The organism is Leisingera sp. ABM4_103 (assembly GCF_056158685.1).
This window is the reverse complement of sequence record NZ_JBSWTU010000005.1, coordinates 3337423-3353922: the sequence shown is the minus strand read 5'-3', so window position 1 is coordinate 3353922 and position 16500 is coordinate 3337423. Positions and strand designations below refer to the sequence as shown.

Here is a 16500-nt window from a genome sequence, read left to right as displayed (position 1 = left end):
TTTCAACATGGTAGAACAGCATATTGCATCGGCATTCGACCGCGACCTGGAGGCAATCCAGGCGCGGATCATGAAAATGGGCGGCCTGGTTGAGGACGCCATCCGCGAGGCAGCCCGCGCGCTGGAAACCCGCGACGAAGAACTGGCGCTGACCGTGCGCCAGGGCGACAAGGCGATTGACGGGCTGGAAGAGCTGATAAACGAGGAAACCGCCCGGCTGATCGCGCTGCGCTCGCCCACGGCCTCCGACCTGCGCCTGGTCCTGTCGGTGATGAAGATCGCCGGCAACCTGGAACGCATTGGCGATTATGCAAAAAACATGGCCAAGCGCACCGCAGTGCTGGCCCAGGGTCCTGACATCACCGAAGGCGCAGCGGCGTTGCGCCGGATGGCGCGCGAGGTGGAGCGGATGCTTAAGGACGCATTGGATTCCTACATCCAGCGTGACCCCGAGCTGGCAGCCGATGTCATCGAGCGCGACCGCGATGTGGATCAGATGTATAACGCGCTGTTCCGCGAATTTCTGACCCATATGATGGAAGACCCGCGCAACATTTCGGCCTGTATGCACTTGCATTTCATTGCAAAAAACACAGAGCGCATGGGTGATCACGTGACTTCCATCGCTGAGCAGGTGATCTATCTGGTGACCGGTGTAAAACCGGAGGAAGACCGTAAGAAAGCCGATACCACCTCGACAACATCTCAGGAGATCTGACCGATGGCTGCCGATCAGCCCACCGTCCTTGTTGTTGAAGACGAAATGGCCCAGCGGGAAGTGCTGGCATACAACCTCGAAGCCGACGGCTTCCGCGTGCTGCGCGCCGAACATGGCGAAGAAGCGCTGCTGGTGGTCGAGGAAGACATGCCCGACATCATCATCCTGGACTGGATGATGCCTAACCTCAGCGGCATCGAAGTGTGCCGCCGGCTCAAGACCCGACCGGAAACCCGCAACATTCCGGTGATCATGCTGTCGGCCCGCTCGGAAGAGGTCGACAAGGTGCGCGGCCTGGAGACCGGCGCCGATGATTACGTGGTCAAACCCTATTCGGTGATTGAGCTGATGGCGCGGGTGCGCACCCAGCTGCGCAGGGTGCGGCCCTCCACCGTCGGGGTGCGGCTGGAGTACGACGACATCGTGCTGGACGCCGAAACTCACAAGGTCAGCCGCGCCGACAATCCGCTGAAGCTGGGGCCGACGGAATTCCGTCTGCTCTCCACCTTCATGGAGAAGCCGGGCCGGGTGTGGAGCCGCGAGCAGCTACTGGACCGGGTCTGGGGCCGCGACATCTATGTCGACACCCGCACCGTCGATGTTCACATCGGGCGGTTGCGCAAGGCGCTGACCCAGCATGGCGGCAGCGACCCGGTGCGCACGGTGCGCGGCGCGGGCTACGCGCTCGGCTGAAACGGCATCAGGGGGTACACGCATGTCACCCCCTGTGCACCGCCGGTCAGCGCGGCAGCGGATCTTCCGGCTGCGCCTGGCCCGCCAGCCACTCCCGGAACTTCATCAGCGCCGGCGCGCCTGACTTCCGCTCCGGCCAGACCAGGTAATAGGCACCGGCTGACTCCAGCGGTTCCGGGTGCAGCGCCACCAGACGGCCTGTCGCCAGGTCCTGTTCCACCAGGTAATCCGGCATCAGCGCCACGCCCAGGCCATGCAGAGCAGCCTGGGTGATGGTTGCGAATTGGTCATAGATCGTGCCGCTCAAACCGTCATCGGCAGCGATCCCTTGCCGGTCGAACCAGTCCCGCCAGGCGGTCGTCCGGGTTTGAATGTGCAGCAGCGGCATCTTCAGGATATCCTTGGGGTCCGTGACTGAACGGCCCTCCAAAAGCTCCGGCGCGCAGACCGGCAGCAGCTGTTCGTGCTTGAGCAGCAAGGATCGCGTGCCGGGCCATTCTGCGTTTCCGAAATGAATAGCCGCATCAAAGGGTTCCGTGGAGAAGTTGAATGGTTCCAGACGGGTGGCCATGTTGATTGTCACATCCGGGTGCAGCCGGGAAAACTCCGGCAGCCGCGGCATCAGCCAGCGCATCCCGAAGGCGGGCAAAATCGCCAGATTCAGCGTGCCGGCCAGCGGCGCGGCCTGCAAACGCAGGGTGGATTGCACAATTTGGTTCAGGGCTTGGCGAACCTCCGCGGCGTAATCCTGCGCTTCTGAGGTCAGCATCAGGCGTTTCTGGTCCCGCTGCACCAGTTCCATCCCCAATTGCCGTTCCAGCGTTTGCAGCTGCCGGCTGACGGCGCCTTGCGTCAACGCAAGCTCCTCAGCCGCGGCAGAGGCGCTGCCCAAACGGTCGAGCGCTTCAAGCGCGCGCAGGGAGGAGATGGATGGCAGGAATTTGCGGGGCACGGTCATGTATGAGTTTTTGTCATGTATCTTTGCGAAAGTCTCGCTGTTTTTTCCCTTCATCTCCCGTTAGGGTTTGCCCAAACCGCGAACCATTGAGGTGACATGATGACCGACAAACCCGCGCTGCGCGCCAAAGATGCTCCGGACCTGGGCCGTTTCAACTGGGAAGATCCCCTGCGGCTGGAGGACCAGCTGACCGAAGATGAGCGGATGATTTCCGCCTCGGCCTGCGCCTATGCCCAGGAAAAACTTCAGCCGCGTGTGCTAAGTGCCTATGAAAACGAAGAAACCGATCCCGAAATCTTCCGCGAGATGGGCGAAATGGGCCTGCTTGGCACTACCATCCCGGAAGAATACGGCGGCCTTGGCGGCGGCTATGTATCCTATGGACTCGTGGCGCGCGAAGTGGAGCGTGTGGACAGCGGCTACCGCTCCATGATGTCGGTGCAAAGCTCGCTGGTGATGTATCCCATCTATGCATACGGCAGCGAAGAGCAGCGGCAGAAATACCTGCCGAAACTCGCCTCCGGCGAATGGATCGGCTGCTTCGGCCTGACCGAACCGGATGCCGGTTCCGACCCCGCCAGCATGAAGACCCGAGCTGAGAAAACCGAAGGAGGCTATAGGCTTACTGGCTCCAAAATGTGGATCTCCAACGCGCCGATCGCGGATGTTTTTGTGATCTGGGCCAAGTCCGAAGCGCATGGCGGCAAGATCCGCGGCTTTGTGCTCGACAAGGGCCTGAAAGGCCTGAGCGCGCCGAAGATCCAGAACAAGGCCTCACTGCGCGCGTCGATCACCGGTGAGATCGTGATGGACGGCGTTGAAGTTGGCGAAGACGCGCTTCTGCCGCATGTTCAGGGGCTTAAGGGTCCTTTCGGGTGTTTGAACCGCGCCCGTTACGGCATCAGCTGGGGCGCAATGGGCGCGGCGGAGGCTTGCTGGCACGCAGCGCGCCAGTACGGGCTTGATCGCACGCAGTTCGGCCGTCCGCTGGCCAATACGCAGCTGTTTCAGCTGAAGCTTGCCAACATGCAGACCGAGATCACCCTTGGCCTGCAGGCCTCTCTGCGGGTCGGGCGGCTGATGGATGAGGCCAGCGCGGCACCGGAGATGATCTCGATCATCAAGCGCAACAACTGCGGCAAGGCTCTGGAGATTGCCCGGATGGCTCGCGACATGCATGGCGGCAACGGTATCAGCCTGGAGTTCAACGTGATCCGCCACATGGTTAATCTGGAAACAGTAAACACCTATGAGGGCACCCACGATGTTCATGCCCTGATCCTGGGCCGTGCTCAGACTGGTTTGCAGGCCTTCTTCTAAAGACCGATTGCAGCGCGAGATACCCTCTCGCGCTGCATTTTTCCATTATGATTTTGCAGTTTTGCAAGATGTGACCGCTCGGTGAGTTCCGCAAAGGATTCTGGCTCGTTTGCAAGCTCAGCTATCGCGGATAGGATCCGAAAACCCTACCCTGAAATCTGTGGTGGCATAAAAACTACTGAGAAACTTTGGTCTCTCGGGAGACAGCTGGTTAATTTTCGAGGACCGCTTTTGCAACAGTGTTGGCTGCGGCGACCCAAGCGCAGGTTTGCGTTGCGAATTTTCAGATGATGGTTTTCCCACCCATCTGGCGCTGTCGTCTTGCGCTTTTGAGGAGCCGCGAAGCAGTAGCGAGATACACAAGGGTCTCGTCATGCAATAATGCAATACCAGCCTGCAACTTTGCATTGCAAGAATGCAATTCGTGAAACAACCGAACGCCGGCGCGCTTTGCAAAGAAGCGCATGTTAACAAATAGTTATCATGAAGCTCCCGGCTATGGAAGCCATTAGTTCGCGTTTTATTGGATTGCTGGCGATGGGCCCGGTGTAGCACAAATGGACCACTCAGGAAGGCAGCCTGGTATATCGGCCGGTTGCAGAACTGACGGCCACAGGCACTGATGCAAAAAAAACGGGCCGGAAATTCCGGCCCGTTTGAAAGCGACACTGGCCGTTACGCAGGCAGATGGATGTTGAAACGCTCCCGGATTGCCATGTCGGTGGCGGCGTCAAACCTGGCTGTGGCGCGTTGCGACAGGATCTTTTCCTTTTTCACAATTGCCTTCTGGATCAGGTCGGGCTTGTCGCGCTCCGCCCATTCCTTGGGTGAGGTGCGGTCGCCCAGGTCGGGATAGACATAGTCCATCTGCATCCGGCTGAGCGTCTGATCGGTGCCCAGATAGTGGCCGGGCCCGCCAAGGCAGGTGGCGCGCATCTGGTCCAAGGCCAAAGTCTCTTCGTTGACCTCAATGCCGCGCACACAGCGTTGCGCCTGGCCCAGCAGGTCGTTGTCGAGGATCAGCAACTCATGGCAGAAGCCCAGCAGCGAAGCATGCATGCCCGCGGCCTCGTAAACCATATTGAGACCAGACAGCCCCGCCATCACGGCAGAGCACATCTGCTCCCAGCCGGCCTGCATGTCGGGCATTTTGGAATCTGACGCGCCCGCGGCGGCTCCGCCGGGCAGGTTGTAGAACTTGTGCATCTGAGCGCAGCCTGCAGTCAGCAAAGCTTGCTCGCCAGAACCCACGGACATCGCGCCGGTGCGCAGGTCCAGGCCGAAGGGCCAGGTACCGAAAATTGCTGGGGCACCGGGCTTTACGGCGTTTACGTAAACCAGCCCGGCCAGGCATTCCGCCACCGCCTGGGCAATTGCGCCGGCAATGGTGGAGGGCGCGGTTGCGCCCGCCATACCAGCCGACAGCAGGAGCACTGGCATGCCGCCCTTGATGCACTCCTCCATGACCTCGCAGGATTCCGTGGCGAACTTCATCGGCGGAACCACAAAGCAGTTGGAGTTCGACACGAACGGGCGCTCGCGCCACTTGTCTTCGCCGCCCGCAATCATATGCAGAAGTTCCAGCCCCGGCTTTACGAAGCCCGGCTCGGTGAAGGAGACGCCAACATGTTTGGTCGTGCCGGCGGTGGTGGCGTAAATCGAGTTCAGATCCATCTCGCAGTTGTCGGCGATGTCGCGGCATACCATGGGGCGCTGGACAAAGTGGATATTGTCGAGCTGGTCGCAGATGCGGGCGGCGTCGTGCAGATCCTGCACGGTGGAATCGCGGTAGGTCTTGCCATGCACATCGACCATGCTGACCGCGGCGCCTGCGGTGCCGTAATGAACGCGGCCGCCAGAAAGCTGCAGGTCGGTTTTGCCGTCGCGGCTAAACAGGGTGACGGACCGGTTGGCTTTGGCAATGGTGTCCTCGACCAGGGCGCGGGGGAAGCGGATACGGCCGTCATCGCCCAGGGTACAGCCTGCTGCGGTCAAGTATTCGATGCCGCTTTGGGGGGCATCGGCGAGGCCGATCTCTTCGAGTGCGGTCAGTGCGGTCTGGTGGATCTGCTCCATGTCCGCTTGGCTGAGCATTTTCAGGGCGGTAAATTCCATCCCCGGGCGCACGGGGCGCAGATGATCCGGCAATGCGGCTGCCCGGGCGGCACGTCGTGCATTGCGGCCGCCGCTGCGGCCAGCGCGGGAGGAGGAGGCTTGGTCGTTCATTATATTGAGCCTTTCAGGTGGGTGAGTGGAAATTTCTGGAATTCCAACTCAGTGCGGCCGGCCTCTGGCCGCACGCCCGCGCGCCGCACCGATTGTGCGGCAGATCAGGCTGACAAGGCTGCGTTCTCCCTGCATGCGGGCTCCTGTCTGTGTTGTTGTAATTTGACATGGCTGGAAGGGGTTTCTTGCCCGTTTGCGACCAGGATGAAAAAAGCGACATGATTTTCATCCGGGGCGCCAGGCGCGGTTTGGACGCCGCAAAACTGTGGCTTTAAGTAAATGTATTTATTTTTATTGGTGTATCTTCGATTTTTGACGCTATGCGCGGCTGGCGGTTATTGGCAGGATGGCCTTGGGAACCGAATATTAAGCATTAATGGCGAAACTGGGGTCCTGGGGATGGCGCGCTGAAACAGCGCATTTCAAGAAGGCAAAGCGATATGCCGATGGTTAGGAAAACCACACTCACTCATGCCTTTGCCGCGGGTCTTTCTGTTGGGCTTGCCTTTGCCCAGCCGTGTTTTGCAGAAGGGTGGGCCAGGCCGCTTTTCAGTAACCGCGTTCAATCCGCATCCGGCGCCGGCAGCACCGAGCCGCAAGCTTTCCAGCTGGCCTTCCTGCAGGAATTTGGCAGTTTTATCCTTGGCGGCACTGTTGCCTCCCGCCGTTCCGGCCTGCTGACACGGGCGGTGCGGGCAGATGAAACGCATCAGCTGCGTCTCCACGCGGGATACGACTTTGGTCCAGCAACGGGTGTTGTTACCCTGGGCGGGTTGCAAGCTGAGACCGCAACCGGCAAGCGGAATGGGACACTGTTTGGTTTGGGAATGCGTGTCTCTCTCAACCGGGCACTGCAACTGCGGGGTGAGCTGCTGCATCACGAAGCCGGACCCAAGGATGGCAGCGGCCGACTGCGCGGCGAGACTTTATCCTTAACCGCTGCATTTCGCTTCTGACGATCACTGGCCCCGGCTAACTGCCGTTACGCGCGGCGGGTGACCGATGCCATGCAGTGTTAGGGCGCTAGGTGCGCGCAGGGTTCATTTCAATGGCTGCACTTAACTCCGATATTGGAGTCCGGCGGAAAAGCGCACGTTGCAGGGGAATTTCGGCCAGTCATTGCCAGTTCAAGGGAACGTGAGCCGATAGGACTGGAAGTTCGGCTTTGGAGACCTTTTGTAAGCTCCAACGGCGCACAACCTGCGCCGGGACTGCAAAAGGAGAAGTCTGAATGACTCGTTTCGTAGCTATGACAGCCATCGCAGCCGTAATGGGCAGTGCAGCATTTGCCGGTAACATCAGTGAACCGGTGGTCGAGCCGGCACCGGCACCGGCACCCGTACCGGTGGCCAATGATGGCGGCGACTGGACTGGTTTCTACCTGGGTGGCCAGATCGGCCAGCTGGATGTGGACGCAACCAACGGTGCGTCGGGTGATGATGCCGCATACGGTATCCACGCCGGCTACAACCATGACTTTGGCCGCTTCGTGCTGGGCGGCGAACTGGATTATGACACCACCGACGTGGACCTGGGCGGTGGCGCAACCGTTGACTCGGTTGCCCGTGCCAAGGTGAAAGCCGGTTACGACTTCGGCAACGTTCTGGCCTATGTCACCGGCGGTGTGGCTGAGGCCGACAGCTCGCTGGGCAGCGAAACCGGTGAGTTCTACGGCGTTGGCCTGGCTTATCAGGTGACCGACCAGTGGCAGATCGGCGGCGAAGTGCTGGAGCATGAGTTCGACGACTTCGGCAACTCCGGCGTTGGCGCGGATGCCACCTCGGTATCGCTGCGCGCGTCGTTCAAATTCTAAGCTGACGCTAAAGCGGGCGCAGCACTCACCTGTTTCGCTGCGCCGCTGGCCGCCCGGTCTGTACCCAAGGCAGACGGGGCGGCCTTTGCTTTTTGAAGCAAAAGCCTTGGCGGGGGTGCCGGCCCGTGCTAAGCAACCCTCATGAACCATAAATGCACCGCCATCATCTGCTGCATTACCTGCTGACATATCAGCGGGCTGGTTTCTGTCGTTTTCATTTCCTTGACAAGTTGCTAAGCCCGCGCTGCGCGCAAAGGGTGATGCCGGCCATTTTGAGCTGGGCATGGGAAAGGAGCCGGGCATGGGAACCAAGGACATAGTGATCAAGCTGCACAATACGAAGACCCGCAAGAAAGAGGTCTTTGAGCCGATCGACGCCAGCAACGTGCGGATGTATGTCTGCGGCCCCACGGTGTATGACCGGGCGCATCTGGGCAATGCCCGGCCTGTGGTGGTCTTTGACGTTCTGTTCCGGCTGCTGCGGGAAGTTTATGGCGCGGATCAAGTGACTTACGCCCGGAACTTCACCGACGTTGACGACAAGATCAACGCCCGCGCCGCCGAAAGTGGCCGCGCGATCGGCGATATCACAGCGGAAACCACCCAGTGGTTCCTGGACGATATGGGCGAGCTCGGTGCGCTGGAACCCAACCACATGCCGCGGGCGACTGAGTACATTCCGCAGATGGTGGCGATGATCGAGGATCTGATCGCCAAGGGCCACGCCTATGCTGCGGAGGGCCATGTGCTGTTTGCTGTCGATAGTTGGAAAGAACTTTACGGCAAGCTGTCAGGCCGGTCTGTTGACGACATGATCGCCGGCGCCCGTGTTGAGGTGGCGCCTTACAAGAAGAACCCGATGGATTTTGTGCTGTGGAAACCCTCCACCGGCGATCTGCCAGGCTGGGAAAGCCCCTGGGGCCGCGGGCGGCCGGGCTGGCACATCGAATGCTCGGCGATGTCCTATGAGCTGCTGGGCGAGACGTTTGATATCCACGGCGGCGGCAACGACCTGATGTTCCCGCATCACGAGAATGAAATTGCGCAAAGCTGCTGCGCCCATCCGGAAGGTGAGTTTGCACGATTCTGGCTGCACAACGAGATGCTGCAGGTGGAAGGCAAGAAAATGTCCAAATCACTGGGCAACTTTTTCACTGTGCGCGATCTGCTGGACCAGGGCTATCCAGGCGAGGTGATCCGGCTGGTGTTCCTGCAGACCCATTACCGCAAGCCGATGGATTGGACCGACAAGAAAGCCAAGGAGGCCGAGGCGACGCTGCGCAAGTGGCGGGCGCTGACCGCGGGCATCGAACCCGCGTCCAGCGCTGCTGCCGCGGTCCTGGAAGCACTGGCGGATGACCTCAATTCCGCGGGCGCGATTGCAGAGCTGCACAAGCTGGCAGCGGATGGCGATGCGGCGGGGCTGCTGGCCTCCGCCCGGTTGCTGGGGCTGCTGACCGATGAGTTGGGGGCTTGGGCGTCAGCGCCTGCCATCGATCTTTCCGCCTTTGAGGAGAAGCTTTTCGAAACGCGCCGGAAGGCCATGGAAAGCAAGGATTTTTCCGAAGTCGACAGGCTAAAAGCGGTCTTTGTTGAGGCAGGGCTTGAGGTGCGGATGAGCAAGACCGGCGTGGAACTGGTGCCGGGTGCGGGGTTTGACCCGGACAAGCTGGGGGCGCTTTGATGGGCAAGGAACGGCTCTACCTTTACGACACGACCCTGCGGGACGGGCAGCAGACCCAGGGTGTGCAGTTCTCGACTGCGGAAAAAAAGCAGATCGCCCAGGCGCTGGACGGCCTGGGGGTCGATTACATCGAAGGCGGCTGGCCGGGTGCAAACCCGACCGATAGCGCCTTTTTCGGGGAGGCACCGGAAACCCGCGCCACCATGACCGCCTTTGGCATGACCAAGCGGGCCGGGCGGTCCGCGGAAAATGACGATGTGCTGGCAGCGGTCATGAACGCGGGCACACCGGCCGTCTGTCTGGTCGGCAAAAGCCACGACTACCACGTGACCCATGCGCTGGGGATCACGCTGGAGGAAAACCTCGAGAATATCCGTGCCTCGGTCGCCCATATCGTGGCGCAGGGGCGCGAGGCGCTGTTTGACGCCGAGCATTTTTTTGACGGCTACAAGGATAATCCGGAGTACGCGCTGGCGGCCTGCCGCGCCGCGCTGGAGGCCGGGGCGCGCTGGGTGGTGCTGTGCGATACCAACGGCGGCGCGCTGCCGGCCGAGGTGAGCCGCATCGTTGCGGAGGTTGTTGCCGCCGGAATTCCAGGTGAGAAACTGGGGATACATACCCATAACGACACGGAAAATGCTGTTGCCTGCTCGCTAGCGGCGGTGGATGCCGGGGCGCGTCAGATCCAGGGCACACTGAACGGTCTGGGGGAGCGCTGCGGCAATGCCAACCTGACCGCGCTGATCCCGACTCTGCTGCTGAAGGAGCCCTATGCCAGCCAGTTCGACACCGGCGTGAGCCTAAAGGCGCTTAAGGGTCTTACCCGGATCAGCCGGACGCTGGATGATATCCTGAACCGGGTTCCGGTGCGGCAGGCGGCCTATGTGGGCGCTTCGGCCTTTGCCCATAAGGCGGGGCTGCATGCCAGCGCGATCCTCAAGGATCCGTCGACCTATGAGCACATCGAGCCAGGCAAGGTCGGCAATGCGCGGGTCATCCCGATGTCTAATCAGGCCGGGCAGTCGAACCTGCGCAAGCGTTTGACCGACGCAGGCTTGAGCGTAGAAACTGGCAACCCGGCGCTGGCGCGGATCCTGGAGCGGATCAAGGAGCGCGAGGCGGAAGGCTATTCCTACGATACCGCGCAGGCCTCGTTCGAACTGCTGGCGCGCGATGAGCTAGACCAATTGCCTGACTTCTTTGAGGTGAAGCGCTACAAGGTCACGGTCGAGCGGCGCAAGAACAAGTACAACCGGATGGTGAGCCTCTCCGAGGCGGTTGTAGTGGTGAAGGTCGACGGCGAAAAACGGCTGTCTGTCAGTGAGTCTCTGGACGAAACCGGCAGCGACCGCGGCCCGGTGAACGCGTTGGCACGGGCGCTGATCAAGGATCTGGGGCGCTACTCCGCCCAGCTGGAGGATATGCGGCTGGTCGACTTCAAGGTGCGGATCACTCAGGGCGGCACCGAAGCTGTGACCCGTGTCATCATCGACAGCGAAGATAGTCAGGGGCGCCGGTGGTCCACAGTGGGGGTCAGCCCGAACATCATCGACGCCTCGTTCGAGGCGCTGCTGGATGCGATCCGCTGGAAATTGGCGCATGACTGCGGGGCCGGGCAGGCGGATGCAGTTTGACGACGACCTGACGGCCTGCGCGGAGCTGGTTCAAAAGAGCGACCCGGACCGGTTTCTGGCCACGATGGCCGCACCGGTCCAGGCCCGGCCGCTGCTGTTTGCGCTCTATGCCTTCAATGTCGAACTGGCCCGGGCACCTTGGGCCAGCCAGGAAAGCATGATTGCCGAAATGCGGGTGCAATGGTGGCGCGACGTCGGTGCAGAGATCGCCGAGGGCAAGCCCGTCCGGCGGCACTACGTGGCGACTCCGCTCTCGCGGTTTCTGAAGCCGGAACTGGCGGCCTGCGTTGACGGTATGGCGGAGGCGCGGCGCTGGGACATCTACAAGGACCCGTTTGAGGATCAAGCTGCCTTTGACAGCTACATCGACCGCACCAGCGGGTCGCTGATGTGGATGGCGGCGGCGTCTTTGGGGCAGGCGGATGAAGCTGTCGTGCGTGACTTTGCCTATGGCATCGGCGTTGCCAACTGGCTGCGCGCCATTCCGGAGCTGGAGGCCCAGAAACGGATCCCGTTGCTGGACGGAACCTTGGAAGGTGTGCAGGCTTTGGCGCGTAAGGGCTTGGAAAAAATACAAAACTCTCGGTTAAGCGGCGGGAAAGTCTCGAAACCGTCGGGAACTGCGCTGTTGGCGGGCTGGCAGGCGGAAAGCCTGCTGAAACAGGCCATTCGCCAGCCTGAACGGGTAGCGCAAGGCACGCTTGGGCAGAGCGAGTTCCGGCGTAGGGCGGGATTGATGTGGCGGGCCGCCTTAGGGCGCTGGTAAAGAAATCGCATCCAAAGAAAAAGGCGCCTCCCGGGGCGCCTTTTTTGGTTTGCAGAATGGTCAGGCCTCTTTGGGCCGCAACACCAGCCACATCAGCGCGCCGCCTGCCAGCACCAGGAAGGGGGCCATGGCCATGTTCACTGCGCTCCAGCCGTCCGCCGGGTTGCCGCCCGAGCAGTTCATCAGCCCGCCCGACGCCAGCGAAGCCATGGTGACACCGCCAAAGACCAGCAGGTCGTTCAGGCCCTGCATCCGGCCGCGCTCGTAGCTTTCATGCGCGCCGGCCAGCATTGTCGTGGCGCCGATGAAGCCGAAGTTCCAGCCGATGCCCAAAAGCACCAGCGCTATAAAGAAGTTCTCCAACTCGACCCCTTGCAGGGCAACGGCGCCGGCGCCTGCGAGGATCACCAGACCTGCGGCGACGATCTTTTCCACGCCAAAGCGGGCAATCAGGTGACCTGTAAAGAAGGACGGTACATACATCGCCAGCACATGCCAGGTGACCACATCGGCGGCGTTGCCCTCTGTAAAACCGCAGCCGACCACCGCCAGCGGCGTCGAAGTCATCACCAGGTTCATCAGCGCATAGGAGACCATGGCGCAGATAACTGCAACTGCGATCACGGGCGTCTTCAGCAGCTCCATCCGGCTGCGGCCCTTGGGGCCGTCCTCTGTAGGCGCGGGCGGCTTAGGGATGTCGAGAAACAGGAACAGCGCGGCGCCCAGAACGTTGACTGCAATCACCGCCAAATAGGTGCCTAGAAATGGAATAACAAAGGCTTGGCTGGTGGCCTTCACGATCTGCGGGCCGATGATCGCCGCCGCCAGACCTCCCGCCATGACGTAGGAAATCGCCTTGGGGCGGAAGGCATCGGAGGCGGTATCGGCAGCGGCGAAGCGATAGAACCCATGCGCGCTCATATAGACACCGGTCAGCAGGCTGCCGAGCAGAAAGATGGGGAAGGACCCAAGATACAGCCCGTAAGCGCCGACCAAACCGCCAACAACGCCAAAGGCGGCCCCGACAAAGAACCCCGCGCGGCGGCCCCAGCGCTGCATGATGGCAGAGATCGGGGTCGCGGCCAGCATCGAGCCGCCGACAATCAGCGAGATCGGCAGCGTTGCAAAGCAGGGGTTCGACGCCAGCGACTGCCCTGCGAGGCCGCCGATTGTAAAGATCATCGGCATCTGCGCGCCGAGGATCGCCTGCGCCAGCACCAGGATGGCGACGTTTTTCTTGGCGACGGCGTCGCTGGGGGTGGTCATGCTCATGGTCATGTGGGATGCGTAGCGGTGAATATGTTGCGGAGCAAGACAGCGGAATTGGCTTGGCGATCACGCTTTCTTTCAACAGCGGCCAATCAGGGGGTGACGTGGCGTCAGAAGTGCAGACATTTCTCCCAGGCGTGGGCCGGATCATCCAGTGCGATGCCTGCGTGAGCGAAGGTGCCGCGTGGCTGGCGGCGCAGGAAAGCCGTTTTGGCCATGCGTTGGAGCTGACCGGCGCGCTTCCGCTCAGGCGCAGGCCGGACGGCTTTGCGGAACTGCTAAGCGCGATTGTCAGCCAACAGGTTAGCGTGGCGTCCGCCAATGCGATCTGGAAGCGGATGAAAGACGCAAAGCTCACCGGACCGCGCAAGATATTATGGGCAACGGATGAAGATCTGCGCGCAGCCGGTCTTAGCCGCCAGAAGATCCGCTATGCCCGGGCTTTAGCGGAAGCACGCATTGATTTCAAAGCCTTGCGCGACGCGCCTGACGCAGAAGTGATTGAGACACTGGTTCAGGTTCCAGGGGTCGGCGTCTGGACGGCTGAAATTTATGCGATGTTCTCGCTGGGCCGTGCGGATGTGTTTGCCCATGGCGATCTGGCCTTACAGGAGGCGGCACGGGTGCTGTTTGATCTGCCAGCCCGCCCAAAGGAGCGTGAGATGCGGCAAATGGCCGAAGCCTGGTCGCCGTGGCGGTCGGTTGCGGCGCGCATTCTCTGGGCCTATTACCGGGTGGCGAAGGACAGGGAAGGGATCCGATGACTCGTGTACTGAATGCCGGCCGCAAGGAGCCGGTCTCTGGCGAAATCCGCTCGATTGTGGTGTTCCTGCATGGCTATGGCGCCAATGGGGCCGACCTCTTGGGGCTGGCCGACCCGCTGGGCGAACATCTGCCGGATACGCTGTTTGTCGCACCCGACGCGCCCGAAGCCTGTGCCGGCGCGCCCTTTGGGTTCCAGTGGTTCCCGATCCCCTGGATCGATGGCTCCTCGGAAGAGGAAAGCATGCGCGGGATGCAGGCGGCGGTCGAGGACCTGAACGCCTTCCTTGATGCGCTGATGGTCGACGAGGATGTGCTGCCGGAGCAGGTGGTGCTGTTCGGGTTCAGCCAGGGCACCATGATGAGCCTGCATGTGGCGCCTCGCCGGGAGGACCCAGTGTCGGGTATAGTAGCCTTTTCCGGCCGGTTGCTGGCACCGGAGTTACTGAAGGACGAAGCAGTCTCCAAGATGCCGGTGCTGCTGGTGCATGGCGACCAGGATGACGTGGTGCCGGTGCAGTCTTTGCCGGAAGCCGCCGAAGCCCTGCAGGAGGCCGGGTTCCAGGACGTTTTTGCTCATATCCAGAAAGGCACCGCCCACGGCATCGCGCCGGACGGGCTGAGCGTGGCGCTTGCGTTTATGCGCGACAAGCTTGGTCTCTAATTTGTTGAAATAACTGGCCTTCCAATTCTTCGGGAGGTCAGGGTGCCCACAAGTGCGGTTCGGCGATTTCAAGGGAGTTACCGGCCGGGTCGCGGAAGTAGATGGACCGGGCGCCGCTCGGCCAGTCGAATTCCGCCTCAATCGCAATGCCTGCCGCCAGCAGCCGGGCGCGCATCAGGAGCAGCTCCTCTCTCGGCTGCGAAAAACACACGTGACCCGGCCCGCGGGCGCCATGCGGCGGAACCGGCAACCTTGGGTTTCCCGGTGGCTTCACCGTTTCCTCAGCGTTGAACAGCAGCAGGACTGAGGCGCCGCAGCGGAAGAAAACATGGCGTTTGGCGACCCGCTGGATACGCTCCAATCCCAAGATTTCACCATAGAAACCTTCAGCTGCGTCGAGGTCGTCCGCGTACAGCGACGCTTCGAGAATGGCATTAGGGGCAGGGGCGTGCGGCAGCATAGCTTTAAGGCTATCAGCGGCGGCGGGACCTGTCACCTTTTGCAGGCCGCGCCGCCGATGCCTTGGGTCTGCGCGGCGGCTTCTGCGAGGGTTTCGGCGGGCCGGGAACGCGGGGCGGTTCCAGGTCCGACCAAGCGCCCTGCGCCAGCCCGTCCAGGGTCCAGGCGCCGATGCTGTAGCGGATCAGGCGCAGAGTGGGATGCCCAACCGCGGCTGTCATCCGGCGCACCTGCCGATTGCGGCCTTCGCGAATGGTGAGCGCGATCCAGCTGTCGGGGACGGTCTTGCGTTCCCGGACCGGCGGGGTGCGGGCCCAGAGTCCCGGCGGTTCCGGGATCATCCGAGCCTTGGCCGGCAGGGTCATTCCGTCTTTGAGTTCAACACCTTCTGCCAGGTTCTTCAGGGCCTGCTGATCCGGGATACCCTCCACCTGCACCCAATAGGTCTTGTCCATCTTGTGCTTGGGGTCGGTAATCCAGGCTTGCAAACGGCCGTTGTCTGTCAGCAGCATCAGTCCTTCGCTGTCGCGGTCCAGGCGGCCGGCTGCGTAGACACCCGGGCAGTCGATATATTTGCTCAGTGTCGCGCGCGGGCTGTCCTGGCTGCCGCGGTCGGTGAACTGAGGCAGCACATCGTAAGGTTTGTTGAAACGAATGAGACGGGTCATGGCACGGCAATATGCGGGCGGTGGCCGCAGGGCAAGAGGCGCAGAGGCCCTTGGGGGCTGGGCACCTGTGGATAAGTGTCACCGTGCTGTCACGGAATCAGCGCAGGTTGCTCCCGACATATTGTGGATCATCAGGGCTTGTCAGGCGCTAACCACGATATATAGTCAAAGTCAGGCTGGGGCGGGTTCCCCGCTCTGGTTCCGCAACACGGAAGATCAGGGCGAGGAAGACGTTCAAAAATGGATGGCGATTTCAGAGCAGAGTTTGTCAGATCTCCGGGCGCGCTCAAGCAGCACCCGGCGCTGGTGCTGAACGCGGATTACCGGCCGCTCTCCTATTATCCTTTGTCTTTGTGGACCTGGCAGGATGCCGTCAAGGCGGCCTGGCTGGACCGGGTGGCCATCGTGGCCGAATACGACGAGGTGGTGCACAGTCCGAGCACCGAGATCCGAATACCGTCTGTGGTGGTTCTGAAAGATTATGTAAAACCTCAAAAGCGCGTGGCCTTCACGCGCTTTAATTTGTTTTTACGGGATGAATTCCGCTGCCAGTACTGCGGCAGCAAGGGAGAACTGACTTTCGACCATGTGGTGCCGCGTGCGGCGGGCGGTGTGACCAGCTGGGAGAACGTGGTCGCGGCCTGCAGCCCCTGCAATTTGAGAAAGGGGTCCAAGTCGCTGCACCGGGCCGGCATGTCCCTGCGCAAGCCGCCGCGGCGGCCTGGCGCGGAGGAGTTGCGCAATACCGGGCGCAAGTTCCCGCCCAACCACCTGCATGAAAGCTGGATGGACTTCCTGTACTGGGATACTGAGCTGGACGCTTAAAGTAAGCTATCCAATATGTTGGAAAATAAGGGTTCCGGCCT

General features: G+C 61.4%; 16 protein-coding genes. 11 read left to right on the top strand and 5 right to left on the bottom strand.

Going from position 1 to position 16500, the window contains the following annotated elements; translation table 11 throughout:
- The first annotated feature begins 7 nt into the window (after window positions 1-7).
- Both phoU and phoB read left to right on the top strand, forming a co-directional pair.
- On the top strand, window positions 8-718 hold the full coding sequence (gene phoU / locus ACXAED_RS18260) for a phosphate signaling complex protein PhoU (protein WP_475052103.1): 711 nt from the start codon (window positions 8-10) through the stop codon (window positions 716-718).
- Window positions 719-721: 3 nt separating this feature from the next.
- Window positions 722-1411: a phosphate regulon transcriptional regulator PhoB gene (gene phoB / locus ACXAED_RS18255; RefSeq protein WP_058286894.1), complete on the top strand. Its 690-nt coding sequence runs from the start codon at window positions 722-724 to the stop codon at window positions 1409-1411.
- A gap of 46 nt (window positions 1412-1457) precedes the next feature.
- Here phoB and ACXAED_RS18250 read toward each other — a convergent pair whose 3' ends face one another.
- A complete protein-coding gene (locus ACXAED_RS18250) occupies window positions 1458-2369 on the bottom strand; it encodes a LysR family transcriptional regulator (protein WP_475052101.1) in 912 nt (303 codons plus the stop codon).
- A gap of 99 nt (window positions 2370-2468) precedes the next feature.
- Between ACXAED_RS18250 and ACXAED_RS18245 the strand changes: the two genes are divergently transcribed.
- Entirely contained in the window at window positions 2469-3689 is a 1221-nt protein-coding gene (locus tag ACXAED_RS18245; RefSeq protein WP_475052098.1) for an acyl-CoA dehydrogenase, read from the top strand.
- Window positions 3690-4364: 675 nt separating this feature from the next.
- On the opposite strand, the gene ACXAED_RS18240 is transcribed toward ACXAED_RS18245, so the two are convergent.
- Window positions 4365-5915, bottom strand: a complete 1551-nt coding sequence (locus tag ACXAED_RS18240) for a trimethylamine methyltransferase family protein (protein WP_475052096.1) — start codon at window positions 5913-5915, stop codon at window positions 4365-4367.
- 440 nt (window positions 5916-6355) lie between these two features.
- Here ACXAED_RS18240 and ACXAED_RS18235 point away from each other — a divergent pair, with 440 nt between their 5' ends.
- The 5 genes from ACXAED_RS18235 to ACXAED_RS18215 all read left to right on the top strand — a co-directional run bounded on the left by ACXAED_RS18235 (window position 6356) and on the right by ACXAED_RS18215 (window position 11812).
- On the top strand, window positions 6356-6871 hold the full coding sequence (locus ACXAED_RS18235) for a hypothetical protein (protein WP_475052093.1): 516 nt from the start codon (window positions 6356-6358) through the stop codon (window positions 6869-6871).
- Window positions 6872-7146: 275 nt separating this feature from the next.
- Window positions 7147-7728: an outer membrane protein gene (locus ACXAED_RS18230; RefSeq protein ID WP_475052091.1), complete on the top strand. Its 582-nt coding sequence runs from the start codon at window positions 7147-7149 to the stop codon at window positions 7726-7728.
- Window positions 7729-8029: 301 nt separating this feature from the next.
- Window positions 8030-9412, top strand: coding sequence for a cysteine--tRNA ligase (gene cysS / locus ACXAED_RS18225; protein ID WP_475052088.1), 1383 nt, complete (start codon window positions 8030-8032; stop codon window positions 9410-9412).
- Window positions 9412-11046 (top strand): citramalate synthase, encoded by a 1635-nt coding sequence (cimA, locus tag ACXAED_RS18220; protein ID WP_475052086.1) that lies wholly within the window; start codon window positions 9412-9414, stop codon window positions 11044-11046. The genes cysS and cimA overlap by 1 nt, the downstream gene beginning before the upstream one ends.
- Window positions 11036-11812 (top strand): squalene/phytoene synthase family protein, encoded by a 777-nt coding sequence (locus ACXAED_RS18215; RefSeq protein ID WP_475053141.1) that lies wholly within the window; start codon window positions 11036-11038, stop codon window positions 11810-11812. The genes cimA and ACXAED_RS18215 overlap by 11 nt, the downstream gene beginning before the upstream one ends.
- A 60-nt stretch (window positions 11813-11872) precedes the next feature.
- On the opposite strand, the gene ACXAED_RS18210 is transcribed toward ACXAED_RS18215, so the two are convergent.
- On the bottom strand, window positions 11873-13090 hold the full coding sequence (locus tag ACXAED_RS18210; RefSeq protein WP_475052085.1) for an MFS transporter: 1218 nt from the start codon (window positions 13088-13090) through the stop codon (window positions 11873-11875).
- A 107-nt stretch (window positions 13091-13197) separates the two neighbouring features.
- Here ACXAED_RS18210 and ACXAED_RS18205 point away from each other — a divergent pair, with 107 nt between their 5' ends.
- Complete coding sequence (locus tag ACXAED_RS18205; RefSeq protein ID WP_475052082.1) at window positions 13198-13845, top strand: DNA-3-methyladenine glycosylase family protein; 648 nt, start codon at window positions 13198-13200, stop codon at window positions 13843-13845.
- The gene (locus ACXAED_RS18200; RefSeq protein WP_475052080.1) at window positions 13842-14507 is read left to right on the top strand and encodes an alpha/beta hydrolase; all 666 of its coding nucleotides are present in this window, start codon (window positions 13842-13844) and stop codon (window positions 14505-14507) included. Before ACXAED_RS18205 ends, ACXAED_RS18200 begins: the two co-directional genes overlap by 4 nt.
- A 37-nt stretch (window positions 14508-14544) precedes the next feature.
- Here ACXAED_RS18200 and ACXAED_RS18195 read toward each other — a convergent pair whose 3' ends face one another.
- Both ACXAED_RS18195 and ACXAED_RS18190 read right to left on the bottom strand, forming a co-directional pair.
- Entirely contained in the window at window positions 14545-14967 is a 423-nt protein-coding gene (locus tag ACXAED_RS18195) for a VOC family protein (RefSeq protein WP_475052079.1), read from the bottom strand.
- A 13-nt stretch (window positions 14968-14980) separates the two neighbouring features.
- The gene (locus tag ACXAED_RS18190; protein WP_475052076.1) at window positions 14981-15634 is read right to left on the bottom strand and encodes a pseudouridine synthase; all 654 of its coding nucleotides are present in this window, start codon (window positions 15632-15634) and stop codon (window positions 14981-14983) included.
- A gap of 240 nt (window positions 15635-15874) precedes the next feature.
- On the opposite strand from ACXAED_RS18190, the gene ACXAED_RS18185 reads away from it, so the two are divergent.
- Window positions 15875-16459 carry an HNH endonuclease gene (locus tag ACXAED_RS18185; RefSeq protein ID WP_259969497.1) on the top strand — a complete coding sequence of 195 codons (585 nt, stop codon included), beginning with the start codon at window positions 15875-15877 and terminating at the stop codon, window positions 16457-16459.
- Window positions 16460-16500 lie beyond the last annotated feature (41 nt).

Bases quoted from the DNA above. Each gene is read 5' to 3' on its own strand.
- phoU (WP_475052103.1), top strand. From the start codon at position 8: ATGGTAGAACAGCATATTGCATCGGCATTCGACCGCGACCTGGAGGCA.
- ACXAED_RS18195 (WP_475052079.1), bottom strand. From the start codon at position 14,967: ATGCTGCCGCACGCCCCTGCCCCTAATGCCATTCTCGAAGCGTCGCTG.
- ACXAED_RS18210 (WP_475052085.1), bottom strand. From the start codon at position 13,090: ATGACCATGAGCATGACCACCCCCAGCGACGCCGTCGCCAAGAAAAAC.
- ACXAED_RS18200 (WP_475052080.1), top strand. From the start codon at position 13,842: ATGACTCGTGTACTGAATGCCGGCCGCAAGGAGCCGGTCTCTGGCGAA.
- ACXAED_RS18215 (WP_475053141.1), top strand. From the start codon at position 11,036: ATGCAGTTTGACGACGACCTGACGGCCTGCGCGGAGCTGGTTCAAAAG.
- ACXAED_RS18250 (WP_475052101.1), bottom strand. From the start codon at position 2,369: ATGACCGTGCCCCGCAAATTCCTGCCATCCATCTCCTCCCTGCGCGCG.
- ACXAED_RS18185 (WP_259969497.1), top strand. From the start codon at position 15,875: ATGGATGGCGATTTCAGAGCAGAGTTTGTCAGATCTCCGGGCGCGCTC.
- ACXAED_RS18190 (WP_475052076.1), bottom strand. From the start codon at position 15,634: ATGACCCGTCTCATTCGTTTCAACAAACCTTACGATGTGCTGCCTCAG.
- ACXAED_RS18240 (WP_475052096.1), bottom strand. From the start codon at position 5,915: ATGAACGACCAAGCCTCCTCCTCCCGCGCTGGCCGCAGCGGCGGCCGC.
- cysS (WP_475052088.1), top strand. From the start codon at position 8,030: ATGGGAACCAAGGACATAGTGATCAAGCTGCACAATACGAAGACCCGC.
- ACXAED_RS18235 (WP_475052093.1), top strand. From the start codon at position 6,356: ATGCCGATGGTTAGGAAAACCACACTCACTCATGCCTTTGCCGCGGGT.
- ACXAED_RS18230 (WP_475052091.1), top strand. From the start codon at position 7,147: ATGACTCGTTTCGTAGCTATGACAGCCATCGCAGCCGTAATGGGCAGT.
- ACXAED_RS18245 (WP_475052098.1), top strand. From the start codon at position 2,469: ATGACCGACAAACCCGCGCTGCGCGCCAAAGATGCTCCGGACCTGGGC.
- phoB (WP_058286894.1), top strand. From the start codon at position 722: ATGGCTGCCGATCAGCCCACCGTCCTTGTTGTTGAAGACGAAATGGCC.
- cimA (WP_475052086.1), top strand. From the start codon at position 9,412: ATGGGCAAGGAACGGCTCTACCTTTACGACACGACCCTGCGGGACGGG.